Annotated in this window: 25 protein-coding genes and 1 riboswitch; of the genes, 14 read left to right on the top strand and 11 right to left on the bottom strand. The window is 73.4% G+C overall.

Going from position 1 to position 26,406, the window contains the following annotated elements; translation table 11 throughout:
* Positions 1-44: 44 nt before the first annotated feature.
* The 4 genes from AB0E85_RS34240 (at position 45) to AB0E85_RS34225 (ending at position 3,832) form a co-directional block, all read left to right on the top strand.
* Complete coding sequence (locus tag AB0E85_RS34240) at positions 45-278, top strand: hypothetical protein (RefSeq protein WP_078625432.1); 234 nt, start codon at positions 45-47, stop codon at positions 276-278.
* A gap of 49 nt (positions 279-327) precedes the next feature.
* Positions 328-1,125 (top strand): SURF1 family protein, encoded by a 798-nt coding sequence (locus AB0E85_RS34235; protein ID WP_361935693.1) that lies wholly within the window; start codon positions 328-330, stop codon positions 1,123-1,125.
* A 161-nt stretch (positions 1,126-1,286) separates the two neighbouring features.
* On the top strand, positions 1,287-3,071 hold the full coding sequence (locus tag AB0E85_RS34230) for a glycoside hydrolase family 15 protein (RefSeq protein WP_361935690.1): 1,785 nt from the start codon (positions 1,287-1,289) through the stop codon (positions 3,069-3,071).
* A 5-nt stretch (positions 3,072-3,076) separates the two neighbouring features.
* Positions 3,077-3,832: an SDR family oxidoreductase gene (locus tag AB0E85_RS34225; RefSeq protein WP_361935687.1), complete on the top strand. Its 756-nt coding sequence runs from the start codon at positions 3,077-3,079 to the stop codon at positions 3,830-3,832.
* A gap of 40 nt (positions 3,833-3,872) precedes the next feature.
* Here the strand turns inward: AB0E85_RS34225 and amaP are convergent, their stop codons facing one another.
* Genes amaP through AB0E85_RS34200 form a run of 5 tightly spaced genes read right to left on the bottom strand, consistent with a single transcriptional unit; the run spans position 3,873 to position 6,255 of the window.
* Positions 3,873-4,460, bottom strand: coding sequence for an alkaline shock response membrane anchor protein AmaP (gene amaP / locus AB0E85_RS34220; RefSeq protein ID WP_361935685.1), 588 nt, complete (start codon positions 4,458-4,460; stop codon positions 3,873-3,875).
* Positions 4,457-5,176, bottom strand: coding sequence for a DUF6286 domain-containing protein (locus tag AB0E85_RS34215; RefSeq protein WP_361935682.1), 720 nt, complete (start codon positions 5,174-5,176; stop codon positions 4,457-4,459). The genes amaP and AB0E85_RS34215 overlap by 4 nt, the downstream gene beginning before the upstream one ends.
* Positions 5,173-5,556 (bottom strand): hypothetical protein, encoded by a 384-nt coding sequence (locus tag AB0E85_RS34210; RefSeq protein WP_361935679.1) that lies wholly within the window; start codon positions 5,554-5,556, stop codon positions 5,173-5,175. Before AB0E85_RS34210 ends, AB0E85_RS34215 begins: the two co-directional genes overlap by 4 nt.
* Positions 5,553-5,735: a hypothetical protein gene (locus tag AB0E85_RS34205; protein WP_033310926.1), complete on the bottom strand. Its 183-nt coding sequence runs from the start codon at positions 5,733-5,735 to the stop codon at positions 5,553-5,555. The genes AB0E85_RS34210 and AB0E85_RS34205 overlap by 4 nt, the downstream gene beginning before the upstream one ends.
* A 46-nt stretch (positions 5,736-5,781) precedes the next feature.
* Positions 5,782-6,255: an Asp23/Gls24 family envelope stress response protein gene (locus tag AB0E85_RS34200; RefSeq protein ID WP_359148158.1), complete on the bottom strand. Its 474-nt coding sequence runs from the start codon at positions 6,253-6,255 to the stop codon at positions 5,782-5,784.
* Between the two features lie 87 nt (positions 6,256-6,342).
* On the opposite strand from AB0E85_RS34200, the gene AB0E85_RS34195 reads away from it, so the two are divergent.
* Positions 6,343-7,065 (top strand): nucleopolyhedrovirus P10 family protein, encoded by a 723-nt coding sequence (locus tag AB0E85_RS34195; RefSeq protein ID WP_361935675.1) that lies wholly within the window; start codon positions 6,343-6,345, stop codon positions 7,063-7,065.
* 43 nt (positions 7,066-7,108) lie between these two features.
* On the opposite strand, the gene AB0E85_RS34190 is transcribed toward AB0E85_RS34195, so the two are convergent.
* The 3 genes from AB0E85_RS34190 to AB0E85_RS34180 all read right to left on the bottom strand — a co-directional run bounded on the left by AB0E85_RS34190 (position 7,109) and on the right by AB0E85_RS34180 (position 10,232).
* A complete protein-coding gene (locus tag AB0E85_RS34190) occupies positions 7,109-7,912 on the bottom strand; it encodes an enoyl-CoA hydratase/isomerase family protein (RefSeq protein ID WP_361935672.1) in 804 nt (267 codons plus the stop codon).
* 150 nt (positions 7,913-8,062) lie between these two features.
* Entirely contained in the window at positions 8,063-8,281 is a 219-nt protein-coding gene (locus AB0E85_RS34185) for a helix-turn-helix domain-containing protein (RefSeq protein ID WP_010037790.1), read from the bottom strand.
* A gap of 352 nt (positions 8,282-8,633) precedes the next feature.
* On the bottom strand, positions 8,634-10,232 hold the full coding sequence (locus AB0E85_RS34180; protein ID WP_358954177.1) for an ABC-F family ATP-binding cassette domain-containing protein: 1,599 nt from the start codon (positions 10,230-10,232) through the stop codon (positions 8,634-8,636).
* A gap of 305 nt (positions 10,233-10,537) precedes the next feature.
* Here AB0E85_RS34180 and AB0E85_RS34175 point away from each other — a divergent pair, with 305 nt between their 5' ends.
* Positions 10,538-10,951 carry a VOC family protein gene (locus tag AB0E85_RS34175; RefSeq protein WP_361935668.1) on the top strand — a complete coding sequence of 138 codons (414 nt, stop codon included), beginning with the start codon at positions 10,538-10,540 and terminating at the stop codon, positions 10,949-10,951.
* Between the two features lie 59 nt (positions 10,952-11,010).
* Here the strand turns inward: AB0E85_RS34175 and AB0E85_RS34170 are convergent, their stop codons facing one another.
* The 3 genes from AB0E85_RS34170 to AB0E85_RS34160 form a co-directional block, all read right to left on the bottom strand.
* Positions 11,011-12,411 carry a hypothetical protein gene (locus AB0E85_RS34170; protein ID WP_361935665.1) on the bottom strand — a complete coding sequence of 467 codons (1,401 nt, stop codon included), beginning with the start codon at positions 12,409-12,411 and terminating at the stop codon, positions 11,011-11,013.
* Positions 12,412-12,666: 255 nt separating this feature from the next.
* A complete protein-coding gene (locus tag AB0E85_RS34165) occupies positions 12,667-13,794 on the bottom strand; it encodes an alpha/beta fold hydrolase (RefSeq protein WP_361935662.1) in 1,128 nt (375 codons plus the stop codon).
* A gap of 82 nt (positions 13,795-13,876) precedes the next feature.
* Positions 13,877-14,650, bottom strand: a complete 774-nt coding sequence (locus tag AB0E85_RS34160; RefSeq protein ID WP_361935660.1) for a class II aldolase/adducin family protein — start codon at positions 14,648-14,650, stop codon at positions 13,877-13,879.
* Between the two features lie 363 nt (positions 14,651-15,013).
* Here AB0E85_RS34160 and AB0E85_RS34155 point away from each other — a divergent pair, with 363 nt between their 5' ends.
* The 8 genes from AB0E85_RS34155 to AB0E85_RS34120 form a co-directional block, all read left to right on the top strand.
* Positions 15,014-16,261, top strand: coding sequence for an inorganic phosphate transporter (locus AB0E85_RS34155; RefSeq protein ID WP_361935657.1), 1,248 nt, complete (start codon positions 15,014-15,016; stop codon positions 16,259-16,261).
* A gap of 34 nt (positions 16,262-16,295) precedes the next feature.
* Positions 16,296-16,517 (top strand): hypothetical protein, encoded by a 222-nt coding sequence (locus AB0E85_RS34150; RefSeq protein WP_033310903.1) that lies wholly within the window; start codon positions 16,296-16,298, stop codon positions 16,515-16,517.
* 117 nt (positions 16,518-16,634) lie between these two features.
* A riboswitch (cobalamin riboswitch) is annotated at positions 16,635-16,793 on the top strand.
* Positions 16,794-16,892: 99 nt separating this feature from the next.
* On the top strand, positions 16,893-17,846 hold the full coding sequence (locus AB0E85_RS34145; protein WP_361935654.1) for a cobalamin biosynthesis protein: 954 nt from the start codon (positions 16,893-16,895) through the stop codon (positions 17,844-17,846).
* A gap of 1 nt (position 17,847) precedes the next feature.
* Positions 17,848-19,356, top strand: a complete 1,509-nt coding sequence (locus AB0E85_RS34140; protein WP_361935651.1) for a cobyric acid synthase — start codon at positions 17,848-17,850, stop codon at positions 19,354-19,356.
* A complete protein-coding gene (gene cobN / locus AB0E85_RS34135) occupies positions 19,353-23,009 on the top strand; it encodes a cobaltochelatase subunit CobN (protein ID WP_361935649.1) in 3,657 nt (1,218 codons plus the stop codon). Before AB0E85_RS34140 ends, cobN begins: the two co-directional genes overlap by 4 nt.
* Positions 23,006-25,003: a putative cobaltochelatase gene (locus AB0E85_RS34130; protein ID WP_361935646.1), complete on the top strand. Its 1,998-nt coding sequence runs from the start codon at positions 23,006-23,008 to the stop codon at positions 25,001-25,003. The genes cobN and AB0E85_RS34130 overlap by 4 nt, the downstream gene beginning before the upstream one ends.
* Complete coding sequence (gene cobO / locus AB0E85_RS34125; protein ID WP_361935643.1) at positions 25,003-25,602, top strand: cob(I)yrinic acid a,c-diamide adenosyltransferase; 600 nt, start codon at positions 25,003-25,005, stop codon at positions 25,600-25,602. Before AB0E85_RS34130 ends, cobO begins: the two co-directional genes overlap by 1 nt.
* On the top strand, positions 25,599-26,406 hold an 808-nt coding region (locus AB0E85_RS34120), incomplete at its 3' end, for a cobyrinate a,c-diamide synthase (protein WP_361935640.1). The genes cobO and AB0E85_RS34120, both read left to right, overlap by 4 nt.

The following is a 26,406-nucleotide window of genomic DNA, read 5'->3' as shown; positions in this document are numbered from 1 at the left end:
TCGGCCGCTCGCCCGCGCGGGGAGGACGGCTCACCCTGTGGCGCATGGCGACCTGTGAGGTATGTGGCAATCAGTACGGAATGACCTTCGAGGTGCACGCGCAGGGCGCGGTGCACGTCTTCGACTGCTTCTCCTGCGCGATCCACCGCATGGCCCCCATCTGCGAGCACTGCCGGGTGCAGATCATCGGCCAGGGCGTCGAGGTCGAGGGCCACTGGTACTGCGGCGCCCACTGCGCACGCGCGGAGGGAAAGGTGGGAATCGTCGACAAGGTGTGAACCCGTACCCACCTGAATGCACCCCACGACCGAGTTGTACGGTCGTGGGGTGTACCGCTTCCTGATGTCCCGGCAGTGGGTGATCCTCACGTTGATCGCCCTGCTTCTCATCCCCACGATGATCAGGCTGGGCATCTGGCAGATGCACCGCTACGAGGAGCGCTCCGCCCGGAACCAACTGGTCACCGACGCGCTGGCCGCCGAGCCGGTGCCCGTGGAGAAGCTGACGGCGCCGGGTCACACCGTGACCAGCACCGAGCGGTACCGGACCGTGACGGCGAAGGGCCGCTTCGACACGGAGGACGAGGTCGTCGTCCGGCGCCGCACCAACTCCGACGACGAGGTCGGCTACCACGTGCTGACCCCCTTCGTCCTGGACGACGGCAAGGTGCTGCTGGTCAACCGGGGGTGGATCCCCTCCGACGGCCCGAGCCAGACCACGTTCCCGAAGGTCCCCGCACCGCCGGGCGGCGAGGTCACCGTCGAGGGGCGGCTGATGCCCGACGAGACGACCGCGGCGAGCGGCATCAAGAACCTCCAGGGCCTGCCGGACCGGCAGATCATGCTGATCAACAGCGAGCAGCAGGCCCGTCGCCTGGGCGCGACGGTACTCGGCGGCTACATCTCCCAGACGGCTCCCGAGCCCAAGGGCGACACCCCCGAGCTGCTGGGCGACCCCGGCAAGGAGGACGCCGCGCTGAACTACGCGTACGCCGTCCAGTGGTGGCTGTTCTCCGCGGCCGTCCCGGTCGGCTGGGTGGTCCTGGCCCGCCGCGAGGCCCGGGAGCGGGCCCAGCAGGCGGCCGGGCAATCCACCACGGCGGAGTCCGAGCCGGCAGCGGTGTAGCGCCACCGGCGCGCGCGGGCGGTACCCGGCCCGAGCCGGGGGTGCCGGCCGCGGCCCACGCGCCGGGGGCGCGTCGCAGCCCCGCCCCCGGTGTCCGGGACACCTCACTCCCCCGGCCCCCGCCCTGATTGCCACGCCGAGTTGCCGGGAACCCGCACTCCGTGCACCCCAGCATCGAGGACTACGCGCTCATCGGCGACGAGCAGACCGCGGCCCTGGTCGGTACGGACGGATCCGTCGACTGGTTGTGTCTGCCCCGCTTCGATTCGGCCGCCTGCTTCGCCAGACTGCTCGGTGACGAGGACAACGGGTACTGGCGCATCGCCCCCGTGGGGGCGGACCGCTGCACCCGGCGCGCCTACCGCCAGGACACCCTGGTCCTGGACACCGAGTGGGAGACGGAGCAAGGGGCGGTCCGGGTCACCGACCTGATGCCCCAGCGCGACCGCGCCCCCGACCTCGTACGCGTCGTCGAGGGCCTCGACGGCGAGGTGACGCTCCACAGCGTCCTGAAGCTGCGCTTCGACTACGGCTCGATCATCCCCTGGGTGCGCCGGTCCGACGGCCATCGCGTCGCCGTCGCCGGCCCGGACTCGACCTGGCTGCGCAGCGAGCCGGAGGTGACCAGCTGGGGCGAGGACTTCGGCACGCACGCGGAGTTCACCGTCAAGAAGGGGGAAAAGGTCGCCTTCGTCCTGACCTGGCACCCCTCCCACGAGCCGCGCCCCCCGCTCGTCGACCCGTACGACGCACTGCGCCACAGCGTGGAGGACTGGCGGGCCTGGGTGGCGCGCTGCCGCTACGACGGCCCGCACCGCGACGCCGTCGTGCGTTCCCTGATCACCCTCAAGGCGCTCACCTACGCCCCGACGGGCGGCATCGTCGCCGCCCCCACCACCTCGCTGCCCGAGGAGCCGGGCGGGGTGCGCAACTGGGACTACCGCTTCTGCTGGCTGCGCGACTCCACCCTCACCCTGAACGCGCTGCTCGCGGCGGGCTACCAGGAGGAAGCGGAGGCCTGGCGGAACTGGCTGCTGCGCGCGGTCGCGGGCGACCCGGCGGACCTGCAGATCATGTACGGCGTGGCGGGCGAGCGGCGACTGCCCGAGTTCGAGCTGCCGTGGCTCTCCGGCTTCGTCGGGTCCGCTCCCGTGCGCATCGGCAACGACGCCGTGAACCAGCTCCAGCTGGACGTCTACGGCGAGGTCATGGACTCCCTGTCCCTCGCCCGCGAGTCGGGGCTGTCCCCCCAGCCCGACGTGTGGGCGCTTCAGACGGCCCTGATGGACTTCCTGCGGACCAGCTGGCGGCAGCCGGACGAGGGGCTGTGGGAGGTGCGCGGCGGGCGGCGCCAGTTCGTGCACTCGAAGGTGATGGTGTGGGTGGCCGCCGACCGTGCCGTCCGCACCCTGGAGCGCCATCCGGAGCTGGACGGCGACCTGGACGGCTGGCGCGCGCTGCGCGACGAGGTGCACCAGGAGGTGTGCGAGAAGGGCTACGACCCGGAGCGCAACACCTTCACGCAGTCCTACGGCTCGAGTGAACTGGACGCGGCCCTGCTGCTCATCCCGCGCGTCGGGTTCCTGCCGCCCGACGATCCGCGGGTGATCGGCACGATCGACGCGGTCCGCGAGGAACTGACGCACGGCGGCTTCCTGCGCCGCTACAGCACGGCCGACACGGACGTGGACGGGCTGCCCGGCGGCGAGGGCGTGTTCCTGGTGTGCTCGTTCTGGCTCGCGGACGCCCTGTTCATGACGGGGCGCACGAAGGAGGCCCGCGAGATGTTCGAACGGCTGGCGGGGCTCGCCAACGACGTCGGGCTGCTGTCCGAGGAGTTCGACCCGGTGACCGGCCGGCACCTCGGCAACTTCCCGCAGGCCTTCAGCCATATCGGGCTGGTGAACACCGCCCTCGCCCTGTTCGGTGCGGACGGGGCAGGATAGGGACCATGGATCTTGGACTGAAGGACCGGGTGTACGTCGTCACCGGAGCCACGCGCGGCCTCGGCAACGCCACCGCGCGTCAGCTCGTCGCGGACGGGGCGAAGGTGGTCGTCTCGGGGCGGGACGAGAAGAGCGTCGCCGAGGCGGCGGCCGAGCTGGGACCGAACGCGGCCGGGGTGGCCGTCGACAACGCGGACCCGGACGCGGCGGCCGTGCTGATCGGCGCCGCGCGGGAGCGCTTCGGCCGTTTCAACGGTGTCCTCGTCAGCGTGGGCGGGCCGCCGGCCGGGTTCGTCGCGGACAACACCGACGAGCAGTGGCAGACGGCGTTCGAGTCGGTGTTCCTCGGTGCGGTCCGGCTGGCTCGCGCCGCGGCCGCCGAGATGGAGGCCGGGGGTGTCATCGGGTTCGTGCTGTCCGGGTCGGTGTACGAGCCGATTCCGGGGCTGACCATCTCCAACGGGCTGCGGCCCGGCCTGGCCGGGTTCGCCAAGTCGCTCTCCGACGAGCTGGGGCCGCGGGGCATCAGGGTGGTCGGCGTCCTGCCCGGGCGGATCGACACGGACCGGGTACGGCAGCTGGACGCGCTCTCGGCGGACCCCGAGGCGACCCGGGCGGCGTCGGAATCACGGATTCCGCTGCGTCGGTACGGAACTCCGGAGGAGTTCGGGCGGGTGGCGGCGTTCCTGATGTCGCCGGCGGCCTCCTATCTGACCGGGGTCATGGTGCCGGTCGACGGCGGCGCGCGGCACGGGTTCTGACGGGCCGCACCCGGCGCATCCGCCCGTGCCGCACCGGTGCTCAACTCACCCGTTCAGCGCCGTGTTTGACGCCCTTCAGCCGCACCTCCGCCGGAAGTGAGGCGAGATCCGCCGATGTCCTGGCGTGGCTGAGGGCGCCGGTGGTGAAGTCGTTCAGGGCCGTCCCGGGATCCACGTGCGGCTCCAGGGCGAGGTGCACGTGGGCCTCGGGCGTGTCGCGGCGGCCCTTCAGGCGGGCGTGGGCTCCGCCCACACCGTCGATGCGCGCCGACTCCTGGGTGAGGGCGTTCTCCAGGGCCCGGCCGCGCACGAGCGCGCCCTCGCCGTCGCCGGTGTCGACGAGGACCTCGGCGAGGCGGCGCCGGCGCAGAACCGCGACGAGCCACCACAGGGCGAGCAGCAGCAGGACCGCGAGGGCGGCGATGACGACCGGCCACCACCAGCCGTCGTCGCGCCAGCGGGTCCGCTCGGCGTCGCTCAGCAGCACGTCGTGCCTGCTGTCGTGGATCCACCACGAGGGCACGGGGGCGCCGAGGCCGACGGCCAGGACGGAGCCGCCCAGCACGAGCAGCACCAGGCCCACCAGGCCGAGGAACACGCGGTTGACGGTCCTGAGCACCGCTCTCACTCCTTCCGGCCGGGCCGCCGGACCCGCACCGACGGCGAGGGCGGCCGGGACAGCCCCAGCTTGCCGACCGCGTCGGCCACCACGGCGTCCAGATCGGTTCGTACGTCGTCCAGTTCCCGGAAGTGCGACACGGCGCGGACGTCCGCGCGCCTGCGGCGCACCCGTACCCGCGCCGACTGCACGCCGGCCACCTCCATGGCCCGGTCGCGCAGCGCGGTGGCGGCGGCGTCCCGGTGCAGTCCGGCGCGCACGTCGGGGTGGGTGCGCCGCATCGGGAGGACGTCCCGCAGACCGGGGGTGACGGTCAGGATCAGCAGCCACAGGCCGAGGGCGGCGGCGACCCCGGCGCCCACCAGCACCCAGGTGTCGTCGAGGGGCCGTTCGGCGAGCTGTTCGGCCAGCTCCCGCCGCCAGTACATGCCGGGCCGGCCGGCGCGCACGGAGACGATGTCGTAGAGGAAAAGACCGGTGAGGCCCAGGAGCAGCAGGGCGACGATGCCCGCGGGGACGCGGCGCGGCGACCAGAAGCGGCCCACCCGGCCGCCCTCGCCGCCGGGTTCGGCCGCGGCCGGCGACTCGGACCGGTCGGTCCCGTCACCGTTCTCCGGCTCCTGGTGGTCGACGACGGGCAGGCGCTGCGTGGTGCCCTGGGGGGGCTCCGTGCCCTGGGGGGGCTCCGTGCCCTGGGGGGGCTCCGTGCCCTGGGGTTCGCTCATCGGGTCCTCCCCTGTACCGCGCCCGGAGCCGCGACCGGGTGCAGCCGCTCCACCTGGACGACGACCTCCGGCACCTGCATTCCCACCAGGGCGCCCACCCGTTCGACGACGTGGTGGCGCACCTGGCGGCAGCGCGCGCCGATGTCGCACGGGTAGTCGAGTTCGATGTGGACCCGGACGTGGGCGACCTCGTGGTGGACGACGACGGACGCGGAGGGCCGGCCGGCGTCGGGCGGCAGCGTGCCGACGGCCTCGCGGGCCGCCTGCGAGGCGATCTTCGCGACGACCCGGTCGGCGATCCGGGTCCCGCCGCGCTCGCCCGGCGGGACGACCGCCAGGGGTCTGTCGAGCTCACCGGCCCCCGTGCTCACGGGCGTCACCGCCGCCGTTCACGGACACGGAAGAAGTCGCCGAAGTCCATGTCCCCGTCCAGGAACCGGCCGACGACGAAGCCGACGGCGCCCAATGCCGCCACCAGCACGAAGGCACCGAATCCGCCGAAATACCCGGCGAAGGCCAGCGCCATGCCGGCGATCATGCCGACCACGGCCATGCTCATGCGCTCCTCAGCTCCTCAGCCGCTGTGTTGTCCGATGGCCCGCGCCTCACTGGATCCGGCGCTCCGGCTCCTCTTCCTCCTCGTCGGGGAGCTTCACGTCGCTCACCGCGATGTTGACCTCCACGACCTCCAGGCCGGTCATCCGCTCCACGGCGGTGATGACGTTCTCCCGTACGTCCCGGGCCACATCGGCGATCGACACGCCGTAGTCGACGACGATCTCCAGATCGAGGGCGGCCTGCACCTCACCGACCTCGGCCTTCACCCCGCGCGTCACGGACTTCGCGCCGCCGGGCACCCGGTCGCGCACGGCGCCGAAGGTGCGGGAAAGACCGCTGCCCATGGCGTGCACACCGTCGACGTCCCGGGCTGCGAGCCCGGCGATCTTCTCCACGACGCCGTCCGCGATGGTCGTACGGCCCCGGGAACCGGGGTCTCCTCCGCCGCGCTTGACCAGCGGGCTCCTGCGCGCCGCCGGCGTCTCGGACTCCCCGCCCCGGTTCTCGGTCATGTCAGTCATCGCCGCACGTCCTTTTCGGTCGTCGTCCTGGGACCACCGTAAGCACGGTTGCGTGGGAGCGCGCCCCTGATACGGCAGGCTGGAGGAATGACGGCCGACCGATGGACGCAGACAGTGAGACATCAGCTGGGAATCGGCAGGCTTCTGCCGTTGGGTGACGCGCGGGACGGCGCGTGGATCGCGGAGCGGGCAGCCGAGGCGGTGCTGCGGAGCGCGGTCCAGGACGCGCCGGGCGTACGCCTCGACGCGCTCCGTGTCGTGGTCGCCGACGCGGCGGACACCGCTGAGCCGGCGGTACCCGCTCCGCCGAGTGCCCTGCCGCCCGGGCCGCTGCGGGTGACGGCGGAGTTCGCCGCGACGGCTGCGCAGCCGCTGCCCACGACGGCGTCCCTGCTGCGGGCGGCGCTGGCGACCGCGGCGACCGAGCGGCTCGGCCTGACGGTGACGGAGGTGGATCTGAAGGTGACGGGGCTGCTGGACGAGGACGCGCCCGCGGCGGCCGAGCCCGCGGCGGGCCTCCCCGAGCCTCCGCGTGCGGCGCGGGCCGAGGGCGGCGACGAGGCCCGCGTGGCCGATGCCGCGCTGGGGGTGCCGGGCGTGCTCGGGCTGACCGGCACGCTGGGCCACCCCGTGCACATCGACGAACTCCCCCACGAGGGCACGGCTCTGCCGCACCGTCATGTCCGGCTGGAGCTGGCGGTGCGCGCGGACCGGCGGGCCCGGGACGTGGCCCGCGAGGTCCGGACGGTGGTCAGGAGGGCGCTGCCGGATCACCCGACGGTGGCGGTCGTGGTGAGCGCGATCGGCTGACCGCGCTCCGGGCGGGCCCGGCGGCCCGGCAGCCCAGCGGTTCTCAGTCCCCGACGCCCGCGAGGTCCCGCAGCCTGCGGGCCTGGGACTGGCGCTCCGCCGCGCGCTGCTCCTCGTACGTGCGGTCCTGGGCGCCGCGCAGCAGGGCCTTGGTCTCGACGACGGCGTCGCGGGGGGCGGCGAGTACGGCCGAGGCCAGGTCGCGCACGGTGTCGTCGAGCTGGCCGACGGGCACGGCGACGTTGGCCAGGCCGGTGTTCACGGCCTCCTCGGCCGCGACGAAGCGCCCGGTCACGCAGATCTCCAGCGCGCGGGCGTAGCCGACGAGTCCCACCAGCGGATGGGTGCCCGTCAGGTCGGGCACGAGTCCGAGGCTGGTCTCGCGCATGGCGAACTGCACGTCGTCGGCGACGACGCGCAGGTCGCAGGCGAGGGCGAGCTGGAAGCCCGCCCCGACGGCATGCCCCTGGACAGCGGCGACGGAGACGATGTCGCTGCGCCGCCACCAGGTGAACGCCTCCTGGTATTCGGCGATGGTCGCGTCCAGCTCGGCGTCGGCGCCGCGCGCGAGGTCGATGAACGACGGTTCGCCGTCGAAGCCCTCGGGCGTGAACGCCTGTCGGTCGAGCCCGGCCGAGAAGGACTTGCCCTCGGCCCGCAGCACCACGACGCGGACGGAGCCCGGCAGCTGCCGCCCGGCCTCGGTCAGCGCCCGCCACAGAGCGGGGCTCTGCGCGTTGCGCTTGGCCGGGTTGGTCAGCGTCACCGTGGCGATCGCGTCGTCGACGGTGAGCCGTACGCCGTCCTTGTCGAGTACGGGAACGAGGTCCTGGTCGGACGAAGCCATGGGACGCCTCCGATGTGTGCGGTCGTCTTGTGTGGACCGCGACGGCTGTGACGCCGTGGCAGGCCACACTTAAGTGACTGCACAGTAACCACCCGACCGGTCAGACGACCGACCGGGTGGCCACCATCGAAGCCGAGGGGCCACCCGGGGTCAGGCCGTGGCCTTTTTGCCCCGGGTCGCCCCGCCACGCCCTCGCAGCGTGACGCCCGACTCACTGAGCATGCGGTGCACGAAGCCATACGAGCGGCCGGTCTCCTCGGCCAACGCCCGGATGCTCGCACCGGCGTCGTACTTCTTCTTCAGGTCTGCCGCGAGCTTGTCGCGCGCGGCGCCGGTCACCCGGCTGCCCTTCTTCAGAGTCTCGGCCACCCGTGCCTCCTCATGGGAAGTGCGCTCTGGTCTCCTCATGATCACCCCTCCGGGCCTTGATGGCCACCCATTCGGCAAGGTCGGTGAGACAAGGTTGTGACGACAGGAGCACATCCCCACATGCGGAATATGGAATTCCGAAGAGTGGTGTCCCGGCGGCCCAACGGATGGTGGAGGAAAAGGCCAGGTCAGAAAGGCGGCGCGGCCGAGCCCGGAAGAATCGGGGGCTCGGCCGCGAAATCGATGTAGGACACACCTCGGTACGAGGAGATCTCACACAGATGATGGATCACCGCTAGGCCGAATGATCCATACGGCGTTGATCACGCATTCGATCAAGCGGCACTGACGCTCAGGCCAGGGCGACGAGATCCGCGTAATCGGCACCCCACAGATCCTCGACGCCGTCCGGCAGCAGGATGATCCGCTCCGGCTGGAGCGCCTCGACGGCGCCCTCGTCGTGCGTGACGAGGACGACCGCGCCCTTGTAGGTGCGCAGCGCGCCGAGGATCTCCTCGCGGCTGGCGGGGTCGAGGTTGTTGGTCGGCTCGTCGAGGAGCAGCACGTTGGCCGAGGACACCACGAGGGTGGCGAGGGCGAGGCGGGTCTTCTCGCCGCCGGAGAGGACCCCGGCCGGCTTGTCGACGTCGTCACCGGAGAACAGGAACGAGCCGAGCGTCTTGCGGACCTCCACCAGGTCCAGGTCGGGGGCGGCGGAGCGCATGTTCTCCAGGACCGTGCGCTCCGGGTCGAGGGTCTCGTGCTCCTGGGCGTAGTAGCCGAGCTTGAGGCCGTGGCCCTCGATGACCTTGCCGGTGTCGGGCTGCTCCGCGCCGCCGAGCAGGCGGAGCAGAGTGGTTTTGCCCGCGCCGTTGAGACCCAGGATGACGACGCGCGAGCCCTTGTCGATGGCCAGGTCGACGTCGGTGAAGATCTCCAGCGAGCCGTAGGACTTCGACAGGCCCTCGGCCATGAGGGGGGTCTTGCCGCACGGGGAGGGCTCGGGGAAGCGCAGCTTGGCGACCTTGTCGGACTTCCGCTCGGCCTCCAGGCCGGCCAGCAGCTTGTCCGCCCTGCGGGCCATGTTCTGCGCGGCGACGGTCTTGGTGGCCTTGGCCCGCATCTTGTCGGCCTGCGAGTGCAGCGCGGAGGCCTTCTTCTCGGCGTTCTGCCGCTCGCGCTTGCGGCGCTTCTCGTCGGCCTCGCGCTGCTGCTGGTAGAGCTTCCAGCCCATGTTGTAGATGTCGATCTGGGCGCGGTTGGCGTCGAGGTAGAACACCTTGTTCACGACCGTCTCGACCAGGTCCACGTCGTGGGAGATCACGATGAACCCGCCGCGGTAGGTCTTCAGGTAGTCGCGCAGCCAGACGATCGAGTCGGCGTCGAGGTGGTTCGTGGGCTCGTCGAGCAGCAGGGTGTCCGCGTCGGAGAAGAGGATGCGGGCCAGCTCGATACGGCGGCGCTGACCGCCGGAGAGGGTGTGCAGCGGCTGGCCGAGGACCCGGTCGGGCAGGTTGAGCGCCGCGGCGATGGTGGCGGCCTCGGCCTCGGCGGCGTACCCGCCCTTGGTGAGGAACTCCGTCTCCTGGCGCTCGTACTGCCTGAGCGCCTTCTCGCGGGTGGCGCCCTGGCCGTTGGCGATGCGCTGTTCGTTGTCGCGCATCTTGCGGATCAGTACGTCCAGGCCGCGCGCGGACAGGATGCGGTCGCGGGCGAGGATGTCGAGGTCGCCGGTGCGGGGGTCCTGCGGGAGGTAGCCGACCTCGCCGGAGCGGGTGATGGCGCCGCCGGCGGGCATGCCCTCGCCCGCCAGGCACTTGGTGAGGGTGGTCTTCCCCGCGCCGTTGCGGCCGACCAGGCCGATGCGGTCGCCCTTGGCGATGCGGAACGAGGCGTTTTCGATGAGGACGCGGGCACCGGCGCGCAGCTCGATACCGGAGGCGGAGATCACGGACAGACTCCAGGGCGGATACGGGGGGGGGCGGGATGGACGAATCAGGGGGTGCCGCGCGTAGCGCGCCGTTGGAAGGGCGGTGGCGGGCGACGGGCGGGCGTTCCCGCCGTCTAATGCGCGAGGAGAATGGCCATGGGGACAGTCTAACGGGGGCGTGCAACCACTTTTTCTGTGTGCGGGTGTTCGATCACCGGCGGCCGGACGAAAAGCCGTTGTCAGTGGCCGGTGGAAGACTGAACACCGGGCCGCAGTCCGGCTCCCGGCAGGGGGAACACCCAGCGGGACACGAGGAAGTGATCGCCATGGCAGGCACGTCCGGCGGGCGTCCGAGCATCTACCCGACGCTGCTGTACGCCGACGCGAAAGCGGCGATCCGGCAGCTCACGGAGGCCTTCGGCTTCACGGAGCTGTCGGTGTACGAGGGCGAGGACGGCTCGGTGCTGCACGCCGAGCTGGCCCAGGGCAACGGCGCGGTGATGGTGGGCACCAAGGGCCGGGGCGGCCAGTTCGACGCGGCCATGAAGGGCGCCGGCGCCACGGGGGTGTACGTGGTGGTGGACGACGTGGACGGACACCACCGCCGCGCGGTGGACCACGGCGTGGAGGTACTGATGCCCCCGACGGACCAGGACTACGGCTCCCGGGAGTACATGGCCCGGGACGTCGAGGGCAACGTGTGGAGCTTCGGGACGTACGCGCCCGAGATAGCGGGCTGACGGCTCCGCGGCCCGGGCGCCGGCCCCGGCTGACGGCTCCGCGGCCCCGGGCGTCGCCCCTAGCTGCCGCCCGTGTGCACCTGGAAGGCGGCCCGGCGGACGGCCTTGGCCAGGGCCGGGTCGGGGTGTGCGGCGGCGAGGGCGACCAGCACCTGCACGGTGCGCGGATGCCCGACCGCGCGTACCTCCTCCAGGAGCATCGGGACGGTCGGCTGCACCGCGGACTCCAGGTGGCGCACCAGCAGCGGCGCCTCCCCGTGGTCGGCGACGGCGGCCGCGGTGTCCACCCACAGCCAGGTCGCCTCCTCGCGGGTGAGGACCTCGTGGGCGTCCTCGGGGTCGGCGCCGTCGTGCTCGGCCAGCCACAGCAGCGCGTACGGCCGAAGCGTGGGCTCGTCCAGCACGGCTCGGACGTCCGGCTCGGCGGGGGCGCCGACCACGCGCAGCGCCTCGAAGGCGAGGCCGCGCAGCAGGGCGTCCTCACCGCGGGCGGCGCCGAGGAGTTCGGTGACGGCGCTGCCGACGGGGCGGGCGGCGAGCCAGGCGCGATACTCGGCGCGGGCCGCGTTCGGGCGCAGCTGGGCGCAGCCGCGGAGCATGTCGTCGGCGGCCTGCTCGATGTTCCCGGCGGGGCTCTGCGCGGCGACGCAGATCTGCTCCAGCTTGACCCAGACGGCCCAGCTGCCGAGGGGTGTGAGCGTGGCCTGGCCGTCGCCGTAGGTGAGGGCGCCGACGGAGGCGAGGGCGCGCAGGGCCCAGTCGAGCAGGGGGGCGAGCGGGGCGTCGGTGGGCTCCGGTTCGGCCGGCGGCTCGGGCTGGGGGCCGTAGGGGATCTCGCAGCGGGCGGTGCGCAGCTCGGTGACGCGCTGCTCCAGGAGGTCGAGGAGCTGCTCCTCGGGGACCGGCCCGGCCGACAGCTGGAGGAAGGACAGCGCCTGCGGCATGGCGGAGACGACCTCGGCGACGGCGGCGGGCTCGTGCTCCTCGGGCTCCGGGTGGGCGAGCGACCAGGCGTCGAAGAGCGCGACCCAGCCGCGCAGCACGGCGCTGTCGTCGCGGTCCCAGGCGCGCAGCCGCCAGCCGGGGCGGGCGCTGTCGCCGTGCACCTCGACGAGGCCGGCGAGGCGGGCGGTGTCCCAGTCGGCTCTGACCTGAGCGGGTGTCAGGCCCAGTTCGCGGGCGGCCCGTTCGGCCGTCGCGTCGGAGAGGGTGGCCTTGCCGTCATCGGTGGCGCTGTCCCGGCCGGGGCCGAGCGCGGCGTCGGCCCAGCGGGCGACGCGAGCCGCGTCGGCGAGACCTGAGCGTGCCATTCTGGCCAGCTCCGCCGGTGCCGGAGTGCCCTCCGGGGGGCGGGGCGCGGGGCGGCGCGAGCGCCGCTGGTTCATCGCTGGTGGGGCGGCGGCCAGGGGTCGCGGGCGGACGAGTCGAAGCCTGGAGTCGCGCGGGATACGGGACGTCACGGGTGCAGTCTTCCGGTTGACGGTCCGAAAACCCAAACGGAATGTCACGGCGGGCGACGGGGATGGCCAACGCACCGGTGCGCGGGAGTGGCCGAGGGCCCGGAATCGGCCAGTGGTACGACGCTAAACGGAATCCTCGCGACCGGTCGGCGGAGGGGCGGCGGCATGCGGTTGCGACGGGGCGAAGGGGGCGTGAACGGGGGTGCGTGAGAAGCCGGAGCGGGAGGCGGGGTCGGCGGGTGGGCGGGAGCGGCGTCACATGAGGGGGGTCAGGAAGCGCCGGAGGGCTTCCTCGTAGGCCTCCGGGTCGGCGTTCCACATGGCCCCGTGGGGTGCGTTGCGGACGGTGCGCAGGGCGACCGTGCCGGGGCGGGCGCCTGCGAACCGGCGGGTGAGCTGCCAGGGGGCGACGGCGTCGTCCGGGCCGTGGATGACGAGCGCCGGGACGCTCGGCCCGCCGGTCGGTGCCGGGCCCGCGGCACGGCCGCCGGACAGGCCGGTGCGGCCCTGTGCGGCCCGGACCGCGAGGGGCAGCAGCGCCCCCGGGGTGCGACGGGCCGAGGCCAGGGCGCGCAGGGTGGTCTCCCAGGCGAGCACCGGGGAGTCCAGGACGAGCCCGGAGACACGGTCGCGCAGCCCCGAGTGCGCGGCGGCACGCAGGGCCATGGTGGCGCCGGTGGACCAGCCGTGCAGGACGACCTGGCGGGCTCCGTGGCGCACGGCGTAGCGGATGGCGGCGTCGAGGTCGCGCCACTCGGTCTCGCCGAGGTGGCTGAGGCCGTCGGGCGGGCGGGGCGCGCCCAGGTCGCCGCGGTAGGCGAGGGCGAGCACCGGGAAGTGGTTGCGGTGCAGGAACGGCATGACGTTCATGGCGAGTTCACGGGTGGCGCCCAGGCCGTGCACGGCGATCACCCAGGTGTCCCGTTTGCCCGGCACGAACCAGGCGGGCAGGGCTCCGAGTTCGCCGGGGACGTCGACGTCGGCGTGTGCGAGTCCGAGGGCGGCGCCCGGGTTGCCGACGTACACGTTCGGTGTGAGCCAGACCTTGTCACCGGGCTTCAGCGTGCCGTGGGTGACGCTCTCCAGGCGGCGCACGACGGCGTCCACGGGGTGCGGTGCGCCGGTCAGGACCGGGCCGACGACCGCGTGCGAGCCGTTGCCGGACAGGCCGTAGCGGCCGGGGCGCAGGGCGGCGAGGTCCCGGGTGAGGCTGATCTGCCCGGCGGCGGTGCCGTGCACGGTGAGCCGGGGTTCGGTGGGCAGGGGCCGGCCGGGGGGCGCCTTGAGCGCGGCGTCGCTGGCGAGCCGGCCGGCGGCCACCGCGGCGGCACCGGCACCGATGACGGCGGTGACGGCAGCGGCCGCCGCTCTGACAGTGCGCACGGCTCCAGTGTCCCGGCCGGTTCCGCGGGCGACCAGTGGGGCGGAGCGGCGGGGTGACCTCCGCGGCGGCCGCGGGGACGGCTCAGCCCCGCTGGCCATAGCCGCGCAGGCGCTCCTCCACCTCCGTCAGCTGTTCCCGGGACAGCAGGCTCGGGGCCTGGCCGGGCACCGAGGAGGCGGTCAGCCACAGGCGGCACATCCACTCCAGCTGGGCGGTGCGGTCGTAGGCCTGGGCGAGGGTGGTGCCGTGGGTGACGGTGCCGTGGTTCCGGAGGAGGCAGCCGGAGCGGCCGTCGAGGGCGCGGAGCATGTTCTCGGCCAACTCGTCGGTTCCGTAGGTGGCATACGGGGCGACTCGGACGGGGCCGCCGAGCGCCGCGGCCATGTAGTGGATCAGGGGGAGCTCGCTGACGAGCGTCGAGACGGCCGTCGCGTGGACGGCGTGGGTGTGGACGACGGCCCGAGCGCCGGTCGTGCGGTAGACCGCGAGGTGCATGGGCAGCTCGCTGGTGGGGACGAGGGTGCCGAGGACCTGCCGGCCGTCGAGGCCGACGCCGGTCACGTCGTCCGGGGTCAGCCGGTCGTAGGGGACGCCCGACGGCGTGACCAGGACGGTGTCCCCGACGCGCACGGAGACGTTCCCGGAGGTGCCGACGACGAGTCCGTCCGCGACCGTCCGGCGGGCCGCCGCGACGAGGTCCTCCCAGGCGCTCGCCTCCTCGGGGCGGGCGCTCCTGCGCCGCGGCTCCCCCGCGTCCCGTCCGCGCTCCCCCGCGTCCCGTCCGCGCTCCCGTGCGTCCCGTCCGCGCTCCCGTGCGTCTTCCGTGCCCCGCTCGTCGCCTCGCTGCTCAGCCATGCCGCGATCCTGCCAGGCAGGGGTCCAACGCGCTGCCGGCCGGGGGCTCTTCAGGCCGGAAGCCGACGGTCCGTAAAGGTGACCGACGGTCCGGGGGAGTCGCCGTGCGTATACGAAAGGAGTACACATGCCACGGCCACGGCGGCGGAACCCTGCCGGGTGCCCAGAACCCCTTCACCGGGTCACTCGATCAGCTGAAGAGGACGCGCGGGGCGCCCGGCCACGGGGCGCCGGGGCGGCCCTCCCGAGACGTCGCCCGGACCCCCCTGTGCGGTCACCCCTGCGCCCCTCCCAGTTCATCTCCCGTTCACTCAGGTTGCCTACGGTCGTCCAGCCAACGACCTCGAACGATTGCCTGGGTAAATGGAAAGCTTCTCGCTGATCCTCGCGATTGTGGTGGTAACCGCACTCGCGTTCGATTTCACGAACGGTTTCCACGACACCGCGAACGCGATGGCCACCACCATTTCCACGGGCGCCATGAAGCCCAAGGTTGCGGTGGCCATGTCCGCGGTCCTCAACCTGGTCGGCGCCTTCCTGTCCGTCGAAGTCGCCAACACGATCTCCAAGGGCCTCGTCGACGAGGCCGGCATCCGGCCCGAGGTCATCTTCGCCGCCTTGGTCGGCGCGATCCTCTGGAACCTGCTGACGTGGCTGGTCGGTCTGCCGTCCAGCTCCTCGCACGCTCTCATGGGCGGTCTGATCGGCGCCACGATCGCCTCGGCGGGCGTCGGCGCGGTGCACGGTGACGTGCTGGTCACCAAGGTCCTGATCCCGGCGATCGCCGCCCCGCTGGTCGCGGGCATCGCGGCGATGCTCGGCGCCCGGCTGACGTACAAGCTGGGCAAGCGGGCCGAGGACACGGAGTCCGCCAAGAAGGGCTACCGGGCCGGCCAGATCGCGTCGGCGGGCCTGGTCTCCCTGGCGCACGGCACCAACGACGCGCAGAAGACCATGGGCATCATCACCCTCGCCCTGGTCGCCGGCGGCACCCTCGCCCCCGACTCCGACCCGCCCATGTGGGTCATCCTCTCCGCGGGCATCGCGATCGCGCTCGGCACCTACCTGGGCGGCTGGCGCATCATCCGCACCATGGGCAAGGGCCTGACCGACCTCCAGCCGCAGCAGGGCTTCGCCGCCCAGACCTCCGCGGCCACGGTCATCCTGGCCTCCTCGCACCTCGGTTTCTCCCTCTCCACGACGCACTCCGTCTCCGGCGCCGTGATGGGCGCGGGGCTCGGCCGCAAGGGCGGTGTCGTCCGCTGGTCGACCGCGACGCGGATGTTCGTCGCCTGGGGTCTGACGCTGCCGGCGGCGGCCCTGGTGGGCGCTCTCGCCGAGTACGTAACCGGCTTCGGCGCCTGGGGCACCGCGGTGGTGGCCGTCTTCCTCGTCGTCTCCAGCGCGGCCATCTGGAAGCTGTCGCGGCGGGAGATCGTCGACCACACGAACGTCAACGACACCGACGACGCCGAGCCCGCGGGCGTGGTGACCACGGCGATGGCCGCGGTCACGCCGCCGCCGGCCGGCACGCCGGCGGAGGAGCCCGTGCCGTCGTTCCCCGCCCAGGCCACCGCCGAGCGGACGGCCTCCACGACCACCTCGGTCTGACCCCGCCCACCGGCAACAAGGAAGAGTCTCCGATATGAAGATCGACTGGGCGGCCCTCGGCTCCGTGTTCGGCGTCAGCCTCGTGGTCACCGTGGCTCTCGTGGCCCTGTTCACCCTCGGCATCACCGGTCTGTCCCGCCGCGAGCGGGCGGTGGCCCAGGGCGGGTCCGCGGGCCTCGCGGTCACCGGCGCGTACGCGTGCTTCGCGGCGTGCGCGGCGGCTGTCGGGTACGGGATCTACCTGATCGTGGCCTGAGGGCCTGACGTCCCATCGTGTCCGCCGGGCGGTACGGAACTTCGGTTTCGTGCCGCCCGTTCGTCGTGTCTACGGGAGGGGACGATGTGGGGTTCTCCACACTCTCCCCTCGCAGGTCAACGGCAAGTTGACGGCGGTTCGCGGCCGTGGTGGACTGCCGGGGCCAATACGGCGGCAGGAGAGGAAGCCGGTGCGATTCCGGCGCGGTCCCGCCACTGTCACCGGGGTAGTGATCCCCGGGAGCCAGGAACTCTCACCGCCGGTCTCGTCGAACCAGGGCGTGGACACCCTGAGTGAGGACACGTATCGCCATGCGCGGCTGCCGATCGAGGTTCACCACCCCACCCCCGCCCGCCCTGCTGGCCGGCTGAGCCCATGGGTGCCGGTCGCGTCTTCGCGTACGGTGCCGCCGCCGGTCTGATCGGTGACCTGCTGCTCGGTGATCCTCGCCGGGGGCATCCGGTCGCCGCGTTCGGACGGGCCGCGGGCGCCGTGGAACGGGTGCTGTGGCGGGACCACCGCGGGTGGGGCGCGCTGCACACCGCCGTGTGTGCCGGAGGGGCCGCCGCCCTCGGGTCCGTCGCCGCGCGGGCCGTGCGGACCTCCCCCGTCGCGTCCGTCGCGCTGACCGCAGCCGCCACCTGGGCCGTCGTCGGGGGGACTTCGCTCGCCCGGGAGGCGCGGACCATCGGGCGCGCCCTGGAGGCCGGGGACGTCGAGGCGGCCCGGGCGCGGCTGCCGCATCTGTGCGGCCGGGATCCACAGGCCCTCGACGCCGACGGCATGGCCCGGGCCGTGGTCGAGTCCGTCGCCGAGAACACCTCCGACGCGGTGGTGGGGGCGCTGGTGTGGGGGGCCGTCGGCGGGGTGCCGGGGCTGCTCGGGTTCCGGGCCGTCAACACCCTGGACGCCATGGTCGGGCACAAGTCGGCCCGCTACCGCCGCTACGGGTGGGCCTCCGCGCGCCTGGACGACCTCGCGGGGTGGCCCGGTGCGCGGCTGACCGCCGTCCTCGCCGCCCTGGCCGGGCCGGATCCGCAGGGGGCCGTGCGGGCCTGGCGGGCCGATGCGGCGCAGCATCCGAGTCCCAACGCCGGGCCCGTGGAGGCCTCGTTCGCCGGGGCGCTCGGGGTGCGGCTCGGCGGGACGCTGTCGTACGGCGGGCGGGTGGAGCACCGGCCCGTGCTGAACACCCGGGGTCGGGCCGTCGGCACGCACGACGTCGAGCGGGCCGTGCGGCTGTCGAAGCGCGTCACGTGGCTCGCGCTCGGGGCGTGCGCCGGTGCGCGGTTGCTGATGAGCGCGCGGTCAACGAGAAGGGGGAAATGACATGAGCGGTGGGCTTCTTGTCGCCGGTACGACCTCCGACGCCGGCAAGAGCGTCGTGACCGCCGGGATCTGCCGGTGGCTGGTGCGGCAGGGCGTGAAGGTCGCACCCTTCAAGGCGCAGAACATGTCCCTGAACTCCTTCGTGACGACGGAGGGCGCCGAGATCGGGCGGGCGCAGGCCATGCAGGCGCAGGCCTGCCGCGTCGAGCCGGCCGCCCTGATGAATCCGGTGCTGCTCAAGCCCGGTGGCGAGCAGAGCAGTCAGGTCGTGCTGCTGGGCAAGCCGGTCGGGGAGATGAGTGCGCGCGGCTACCACGGCGGCCGGCAGCAGCGGCTGCTCGGGACGGTGCTGGACTGCCTGGAGCAGTTGCGGGGCACGTATGACGCGGTGATCTGTGAGGGGGCCGGTTCTCCCGCCGAGATCAATCTGCGGCGGACGGACATCGTGAACATGGGGATCGCCCGGAACGCCGGGCTGCCCGTGCTCGTCGTCGGCGACATCGACCGGGGCGGTGTGTTCGCCTCGTTCTTCGGGACGGTGGCGCTGCTGTCGCCCGAGGACCAGGCCTGTGTCGCCGGGTTCCTCGTCAACAAGTTCCGCGGGGACGTCTCCCTGCTGGAGCCGGGTCTGGAGATGTTGCACGGCCTCACGGGGCGCAAGACGTACGGCGTGCTGCCGTTCCGGCACGGGCTCGGGATCGACGAGGAGGACGGACTGCGCGTCTCCCTGCGGGGGGCCGTCCGGGAGTCCGTGGTCGCGCCGCCGGTCGGCGAGGACGTGCTGCGCGTCGCGGTCTGTGCCGTGCCGCTCATGTCCAACTTCACGGACGTGGACGCGCTGGCCGCCGAACCGGGCGTCGTGGTGCGGTTCGTGGACCGGCCGGAGGAGCTGGCCGACGCCGACCTCGTCATCGTGCCCGGCACTCGCGGAACAGTCCGCGCGCTGGAGTGGCTGCGCGAGCGGGGCCTCGCCGAGGCGCTGGTCCGCAGAGCCGCCGAGCAGCGGCCCGTGCTCGGCGTCTGCGGCGGCTTCCAGATCCTCGGCGAGCACATCGAGGACGACGTGGAGAGCCGCCGGGGCCACGTCGACGGGCTCGGGATCCTGCCCGTGCGGGTGCGGTTCGCCCGCGAGAAGACCCTCACGCGACCGGCGGGCGAGGCCCTCGGGGAACACGTCGAGGGCTACGAGATCCACCACGGCGTCGCCGACGTCACCGGAGGAGTCCCCTTCCTGGACGGCTGCCGGGTCGGCCAGACCTGGGGCACGCACTGGCACGGCTCGCTGGAGTCGGACGGCTTCCGGCGGGCCTTCCTGCGCGAGGTGGCGGCCGCCGCGGGCCGCCGCTTCGTGCCCGCGCCGGACACCTCGTTCGCCGCGCTGCGCGAGGAGCAGCTCGACCGGCTCGGCGACCTGATCGAACAGCACGCGGACACCGACGCGCTGTGGCGGCTCATCGAGTCCGGCGCGCCGCAAGGACTGCCCTTCATTCCACCGGGAGCACCCGCATGAGCACTGTGTTGTTGTTGTCGACCGCCGACACGGACCTGCTGGCGGCCCGGGCCGCCTCCGGTGCCGACTACCGGATCGGCAACCCGACCCGCGTGGACGTCCGGGAGGAGCTGCCGGCGCTGCTGGACGGGGCGTCCGTCGCCGTCGTCCGGCTGCTCGGCGGCAAGCGGGCCTGGGAGGACGGGCTCGCCGCGCTGAAGGCCTCCGGCGTCCCGACCGTGCTGCTCGGCGGCGAGGCCGTGCCGGACGCGGAGCTGATGGCCGAGTCGTCCGTCCCGGCCGGTGTCGTCGCGGAGGCGCTGAAGTACCTCGTGGAGGGCGGGCCGGAGAACCTGACCGAACTCGCCCGGTTCCTCTCCGACACCGTGCTGCTGACGGGCGAGGGGTTCGTCGAGCCGCGGAAGATGCCCGAGTACGGCGTCCACGGCGAGCGCGCCCGCGTGGAGGGCCGTCCGACCGTCGGAGTGCTCTTCTACCGGGCCCACGAGCTGAGCGGCAACACCGCCTTCGTGGACACCCTGTGCGACGCGATCGAGGCCCGGGGCGCCAACGCGCTGCCCGTGTACTGCGGTTCGCTGCGCGGGGCGGACGAGGGGCTGTACGAGATCCTCGGGCAGGCCGACGCCCTGGTCGCCACGGTCCTCGCGGCCGGCGGCACCCACGCCTCGCAGGCCTCGGCGGGCGGTGACGAGGAGGCCTGGGACATCGGCGCCCTCGCCGAGCTGGACATCCCCGTGCTCCAGGGCCTGTGTCTGACGTCCTCGCGGCAGGCCTGGGCGGACTCGGACGCCGCCCTCTCCCCCATGGACGCCGCGATGCAGGTGGCGATCCCGGAGTTCGACGGGCGGCTGATCACCGTGCCGTTCTCCTTCAAGGAGCAGGGGCCGGACGACGTGCCCGTCTACGTCGCCGACCCGGAGCGGGCCGCGCGCGTCGCCGGCATCGCCGTACGGCACGCGCGGCTGAAGCACAAGGAGAACGCCGAGAAGAAGCTCGCGCTGGTCTTCACCGCGTACCCGACCAAGCACTCGCGGGTCGGCAACGCGGTCGGGCTGGACACCCCGGCCTCGGCGGTGCGGGTGCTGGACGCGCTGCGGGACGCCGGGTACGTCGTCGAGGGGCATCCGGACGAGGGTGACGAGCTGATCCACCGGCTCATCAACGCCGGCGGGCACGACGTGGAGTGGCTGACGGAGGAGCAGCTGGCCGCCGCGCCCGCGCGGGTGCCGCTGGCCGACTACCGGGCCTGGTTCGACAAGCTCGACCCGGAGCTGAAGGACGCCATGACCGAGGCGTGGGGTGAGCCGCCGGGCAGCCTCTACGTCGACGGCGACGACATCGTGCTGGCGTCGCTCCAGTTCGGGAACGTCGTGGTGATGATCCAGCCGCCGCGCGGCTTCGGCGAGAACCCGATCGCGATCTACCACGACCCGGACATGCCGCCGTCCCACCACTACATGGCCGCCTACCGCTGGCTGGAGAACAGCTTCGGCGCCGACGCCATCGTGCACATGGGCAAGCACGGCACCATGGAGTGGCTGCCCGGCAAGGGCCTCGGGCTGAGCGGCGGCTGCGCGCCGGACGCGGTCCTCGGGGACCTGCCGCTGGTCTACCCGTTCATCGTCAACGACCCGGGCGAGGGCACCCAGGCCAAGCGGCGCGGGCACGCCACGGTCGTCGACCACCTCGTGCCGCCCATGGCCCGCGCCGACACCTACGGCGACCTGGCCAAGCTGGAGCAGCTCCTCGACGAGTACGCGCTCGTCTCCGACCTGGACCCGGCCAAGGCCCCGACCGTGCGTGCCCAGATCTGGACGCTGGTGAAGGCGGCCGAACTCCACCACGACCTGCACGTCGACGAGCAGCCGGACGACGCGGAGTTCGACGAGTTCGTCATGCACATCGACGGCTACCTGTGCGAGATCAAGGACGTGCAGATCCGCGACGGCCTGCACATCCTGGGCGGCGGGCCGGTCGGCGAGCCGCGCGTGAACCTCGTACTGGCCGTGCTGCGCGCCTCGCAGGTGTGGGGCGGGCAGGCGAACGCGCTGCCGGGGCTCCGGGCCTCGCTGGCGCAGCACTTCGGGCTGGTGGAGAAGGAACTGCTGGCCGAGCCGGGCGCTCCGGTGAAGGTGCCCGTCGAGCTGACGGACCTGGTGGACGGCCCGGCCCGCAGCGCCGCCGACGCGATCGACCTGCTGGAGCAGCTGTGCCGGCGGATCGCGGAGGGCATGGAGGAGCGCGGCTGGGCGGTCGACGGGAGCGCGGCCCTGGTCCGGGAGGTCCTGGGCACCGAACTGCCCGACGCGGTCGCCGTGCTGGAGTTCGCCTGCACCGAGGTCGTGCCCCGGCTGGAGAAGACCACCGACGAGATCGGGCACATCCTGCGGGCGCTGAACGGCGGCTACGTCCCGGCCGGCCCGTCCGGTTCGCCGACCCGTGGGCTCGTCAACGTCCTGCCGACGGGCCGCAACTTCTACTCCGTCGACCCCAAGGCCATTCCGTCCCGGCTGAGCTGGGAGGTCGGGCAGTCGCTCGCGGACTCGCTGGTGCAGCGGTACCTCCAGGACACCGGTGAGTACCCGAAGTCCGTCGGCCTGACGGTGTGGGGCACCTCGGCGATGCGCACGCAGGGCGACGACATCGCCGAGATCCTGGCGCTGCTGGGCTGCCGGCCGGTGTGGGACGACGCCTCGCGGCGCGTGACCGGGTTCGAGGTGATCCCGCTCGCGGAACTCGGCCGGCCGCGCATCGACGTGACGGTCCGCATCTCGGGCTTCTTCCGGGACGCGTTCCCGCACGTGGTGGGCCTGATCGACGACGCGGTGCGCACGGTCGCCGACCTGGACGAGCCGGCGGAGTCCAACTACGTCCGGGCCCACGCCGACCAGGACACCGCCGAGCACGGCGACCGCCGCCGGGCCACGGCCCGCATCTTCGGCTCCAAGCCGGGCGCGTACGGGGCCGGTCTGCTGCCGCTGATCGACGCCCGCAACTGGCGCTCCGACGCCGACCTCGCCGAGGTGTACGCGGTGTGGGGCGGCTACGCCTACGGGCGGGGGCTCGACGGGCGGGCCGCGCGCGGGGACATGGAGACGGCGTTCAAGCGGATCGCCGTCGCCGCGAAGAACGTCGACACCCGGGAGCACGACCTCGTCGACGCCGACGACTACTTCCAGTACCACGGCGGCATGGTCGCCATGGTGCGGCACCTCACGGGTGAGAGCCCCGAGGCGTACGTCGGCGACTCGGCCACCCCCGACCAGGTGAAGACCCGCACGCTCGGCGAGGAGACCCACCGCGTGTTCCGCGCCCGGGTGGTCAACCCGCGCTGGATGGCGGCCATGCGGCGGCACGGCTACAAGGGCGCCTTCGAGATGGCGGCGACCGTGGACTACCTGTTCGGGTACGACGCCACGGCCGGGGTCGTGGACGACTGGATGTACGAGAAGCTCAGCGCCGAGTACGTCTTCGACCCGGAGAACCGGGACTTCATGAAGAAGTCCAACCCCTGGGCGCTGCGCGGCATCACCGAACGGCTGCTGGAGGCCGCCGAGCGCGGACTGTGGGCCGAGCCCGACGCGGAGACGCTGGAGCGGCTGCGCGCCACCTACCTGGAACTCGAAGGCGACCTGGAGGGCGACGAGAAGTGAGCACCCCCTTTCCGTTCACGGCCGTCGTCGGCCAGGACGACCTGCGGCTCGCGCTGCTGCTGAACGCGGTGTCGCCCGCGGTCGGCGGTGTGCTGGTACGCGGCGAGAAGGGCACGGCCAAGTCGACGGCGGTGCGGGCGCTGTCGGCGCTGCTGCCCGAGGTCCCGGTCTTCCCCGGCTGCCGTTTCTCCTGCGATCCCGACTCCCCGGACCCGGGGTGCCCGGACGGGCCCCACGAGGCCGGCGGCGGTGCCGAGCGGCCCGCCCGCATGGTCGAACTGCCCGTCGGCGCCTCCGAGGACCGGCTGGTCGGCGCGCTGGACATCGAGCGGGCCCTGTCGGAGGGCGTGAAGGCCTTCGAGCCGGGCCTGCTGGCCGACGCGCACCGCGGGATCCTCTACGTCGACGAGGTCAACCTGCTCCACGACCATCTGGTCGACCTGCTGCTGGACGCCGCCGCGATGGGCGCCTCGTACGTGGAGCGCGAGGGCGTCTCCGTACGGCACGCCGCCCGTTTCCTGCTCGTCGGGACCATGAACCCCGAGGAGGGCGAGCTGCGGCCGCAGTTGCTCGACCGGTTCGGGCTGACCGTGGAGGTCGCGGCCTCGCGGGAGCCGGACCAGCGGGTGGAGGTCGTCAAGCGGCGCCTCGCCTACGACGACGACCCGGCCGCCTTCGCCGCGCGCTGGGCCGAGGAGGAGGCCGCCGTACGGGCGCGGATCGTCGCCGCGCGGGAGCTGCTGCCGTCCGTGCGGCTGGGCGACGGGGCGCTGCGGCAGATCGCGGCGACCTGCGCGGCCTTCGAGGTGGACGGCATGCGCGCCGACATCGTGATGGCGCGGACCGCCACCGCCCTGGCGGCCTGGGCCGGGCGCACGGACGTGCTCGCGGAGGACGTCCGGCAGGCGGCGCTGCTCGCGCTGCCGCACCGGCGGCGGCGCAACCCCTTCGACGCGCCGGGGCTCGACGAGGACAAACTCGACGAGACGCTGGAGGAGTTCGGCGGCTCGGACGACGACGACCCGGACCCGGACCCCGGCCCGGACGGGCCCGGCGGGGGCGGCGGGCAGCCCGAGCCCGACGACGCGCCCCAGGGCGACGGCGACGCCGCGGCCCGGCCCGAGGCCGGCGAGAACGGGCAGCCGCAGCCCTCGGGGGCCGGCGAGCAGTCGGCCGTACGGGCTTCCGAACCCTTCCGGACGAAGGTGCTGAGCGTGCCCGGGATCGGCGAAGGGGCCGCCGGGCGGCGCTCCCGGGCCCGGACCGAGCACGGGCGGACGACCGGGGCCCGGCGGCCCCGGGGCGCCCTCACCAAGCTGCACCTGGCCGCGACCGTGCAGGCCGCGGCGCCGCACCAGCGGGCGCGCGGACGGTCCGGGCCGGGCCTGGTCGTGCGCCGGGACGATCTGCGGCAGGCCACCCGCGAGGGGCGCGAGGGCAATCTCGTGCTGTTCGTCGTGGACGCCTCCGGGTCGATGGCGGCACGGCAGCGGATGAGCGCCGTGAAGGGCGCCGTGCTGTCGCTGCTGCTGGACGCCTACCAGCGGCGCGACAAGGTGGGCCTGGTGACCTTCCGCGGCACGGACGCGGATGTCGCGCTGCCGCCGACCTCGTCGGTGGACGCGGCGGCGGCCCGGCTGGAGACGCTGCCGACCGGCGGGCGCACCCCGCTGGCCGCGGGGCTGCTGCGCGCGCACGACGTGCTGCGCGTGGAGCGGCTGCGCGATCCCGCGCGGCGGCCGCTGGTCGTGGTGGTGACTGACGGGCGGGCCACCGGTGGCCCCGAGCCGGTCGCCCTGTCCGGGCGTGCGGCCCGGCTGTTCGCGGCCGACGGGGTCGCCTCGGTCGTCGTGGACTGCGAATCGGGGCCGGTGCGGCTCGGGCTCGCCGGGCAGCTCGCCGGTGAACTGGGCGGTACGGCCGTGACATTGGACGAGCTGCGGGCGGACAGCATCGCCGGGCTCGTGAAGGACGTGCAGAGGAGGGCCGCGTAATGCCGCAGGGACAGCCGAGTGTGGTGCCGGACGACGGACTGACGACCCGCCAGCGGCGGAACCGGCCGCTGGTCGTCGTGCACACGGGCGTCGGCAAGGGCAAGTCCACCGCCGCCTTCGGTCTCGCGCTGCGGGCCTGGAACCAGGGGTGGCCGATCGGGGTGTTCCAGTTCGTCAAGTCGGCGAAGTGGAAGGTCGGCGAGGAGAACGCGCTGCGGGTGCTGGGCGCCTCCGGCGAGGGCGGGTCCGTCGACTGGCACAAGATGGGCGAGGGCTGGTCCTGGGTGCAGCGCGATGCCCAGATGGACAACGAGGAGAAGGCCCGGGAGGGCTGGGAGCAGGTCAAGCGGGACCTGGCGGCCGAGACGTACAAGCTGTACGTGCTCGACGAGTTCGCCTACCCGATGCACTGGGGCTGGGTGGACACGGACGAGGTGATCTCCGTGCTGCGCGAGCGGCCCGGGACGCAGCACGTCGTCATCACCGGGCGGAACGCGCCGGAGAAGCTCGTGGACTTCGCCGATCTCGTGACCGACATGTCCAAGGTCAAGCACCCCATGGACGCGGGCCAGAAGGGCCAGAGGGGCATCGAGTGGTGAGTGCTTCCGTCCCACGGCTGGTCATCGCCGCGCCCTCGTCGGGCAGTGGCAAGACCACCGTCGCCACGGGGTTGATGGCCGCGTTCGCCGCGCGGGGGCTCGCCGTGTCCCCGCACAAGGTCGGGCCGGACTACATCGACCCCGGGTACCACGCGCTCGCGACCGGGCGGGTGGGACGGAACCTCGACGCGTACCTGTGCGGGCCCGAGCTGGTCGGGCCGCTGTTCCTGCACGGGGCGCGAGGGTGTGACATCGCCGTCGTCGAGGGCGTGATGGGGCTGTACGACGGGGCGGCGGGCGAAGGTGAGCTGGCGTCGACGGCTCATGTCGCGAAGCTGCTCGGGGCGCCGGTGGTGCTGGTCGTGGACGCGTCGTCGCAGTCCCGGTCGGTGGCGGCGCTGGTGCACGGGTTCGCCTCCTGGGACCCGGAGGTGCGGGTCGGGGGCGTGATCCTGAACAAGGTCGCCTCGGACCGGCACGAGGAGCTGTTGCGGGAGGCGTTGGAGCAGGCGGGGGTGCCGGTACTCGGTGTGCTGCGGCGCGTTCCCCAGGTGGACACGCCCTCGCGGCATCTGGGGCTGGTGCCGGTCGCCGAGCGGCACGCCGCCGCGGTGGAGGCGGTGGCGGCGATGGCGGCGCAGGTCTCCGACGGTTGTGACCTGCCGGCGTTGGAAGCCCTGGCACGTGCAGCCGGGGCCGTAGGGGGGGGGGGGGGGCCCCCCCCCCCCCCCCCCCCCCCCCCCCCCCCCCCCCCCCCCCCGCCGCCAACAGCCAGCGCCCCCCCCCACCCCCCGCCACTAAAGC

The organism is Streptomyces sp. NPDC029044 (assembly GCF_040637495.1).
Taxonomy (GTDB): Bacteria; Actinomycetota; Actinomycetes; order Streptomycetales; family Streptomycetaceae; genus Streptomyces.
Note: the sequence above shows the minus strand (reverse complement) of the source record. Positions and strands in the feature narration are given on the sequence as shown.

What these genes read in the sequence shown, in the direction of transcription:
- cobO (WP_361935643.1), top strand. Translation starts at nt 25,003, where the DNA reads ATGCCGCAGGGACAGCCGAGTGTGGTGCCGGACGACGGACTGACGACC.
- AB0E85_RS34195 (WP_361935675.1), top strand. Translation starts at nt 6,343, where the DNA reads ATGACGGCCGACCGATGGACGCAGACAGTGAGACATCAGCTGGGAATC.
- AB0E85_RS34150 (WP_033310903.1), top strand. Translation starts at nt 16,296, where the DNA reads ATGAAGATCGACTGGGCGGCCCTCGGCTCCGTGTTCGGCGTCAGCCTC.
- cobN (WP_361935649.1), top strand. Translation starts at nt 19,353, where the DNA reads ATGAGCACTGTGTTGTTGTTGTCGACCGCCGACACGGACCTGCTGGCG.
- AB0E85_RS34155 (WP_361935657.1), top strand. Translation starts at nt 15,014, where the DNA reads ATGGAAAGCTTCTCGCTGATCCTCGCGATTGTGGTGGTAACCGCACTC.
- AB0E85_RS34200 (WP_359148158.1), bottom strand. Translation starts at nt 6,255, where the DNA reads ATGACTGACATGACCGAGAACCGGGGCGGGGAGTCCGAGACGCCGGCG.
- AB0E85_RS34140 (WP_361935651.1), top strand. Translation starts at nt 17,848, where the DNA reads ATGAGCGGTGGGCTTCTTGTCGCCGGTACGACCTCCGACGCCGGCAAG.
- AB0E85_RS34225 (WP_361935687.1), top strand. Translation starts at nt 3,077, where the DNA reads ATGGATCTTGGACTGAAGGACCGGGTGTACGTCGTCACCGGAGCCACG.
- AB0E85_RS34160 (WP_361935660.1), bottom strand. Translation starts at nt 14,650, where the DNA reads ATGGCTGAGCAGCGAGGCGACGAGCGGGGCACGGAAGACGCACGGGAG.
- AB0E85_RS34175 (WP_361935668.1), top strand. Translation starts at nt 10,538, where the DNA reads ATGGCAGGCACGTCCGGCGGGCGTCCGAGCATCTACCCGACGCTGCTG.
- AB0E85_RS34205 (WP_033310926.1), bottom strand. Translation starts at nt 5,735, where the DNA reads ATGAGCATGGCCGTGGTCGGCATGATCGCCGGCATGGCGCTGGCCTTC.
- AB0E85_RS34240 (WP_078625432.1), top strand. Translation starts at nt 45, where the DNA reads ATGGCGACCTGTGAGGTATGTGGCAATCAGTACGGAATGACCTTCGAG.
- AB0E85_RS34190 (WP_361935672.1), bottom strand. Translation starts at nt 7,912, where the DNA reads ATGGCTTCGTCCGACCAGGACCTCGTTCCCGTACTCGACAAGGACGGC.
- AB0E85_RS34145 (WP_361935654.1), top strand. Translation starts at nt 16,893, where the DNA reads ATGGGTGCCGGTCGCGTCTTCGCGTACGGTGCCGCCGCCGGTCTGATC.
- AB0E85_RS34215 (WP_361935682.1), bottom strand. Translation starts at nt 5,176, where the DNA reads ATGAGCGAACCCCAGGGCACGGAGCCCCCCCAGGGCACGGAGCCCCCC.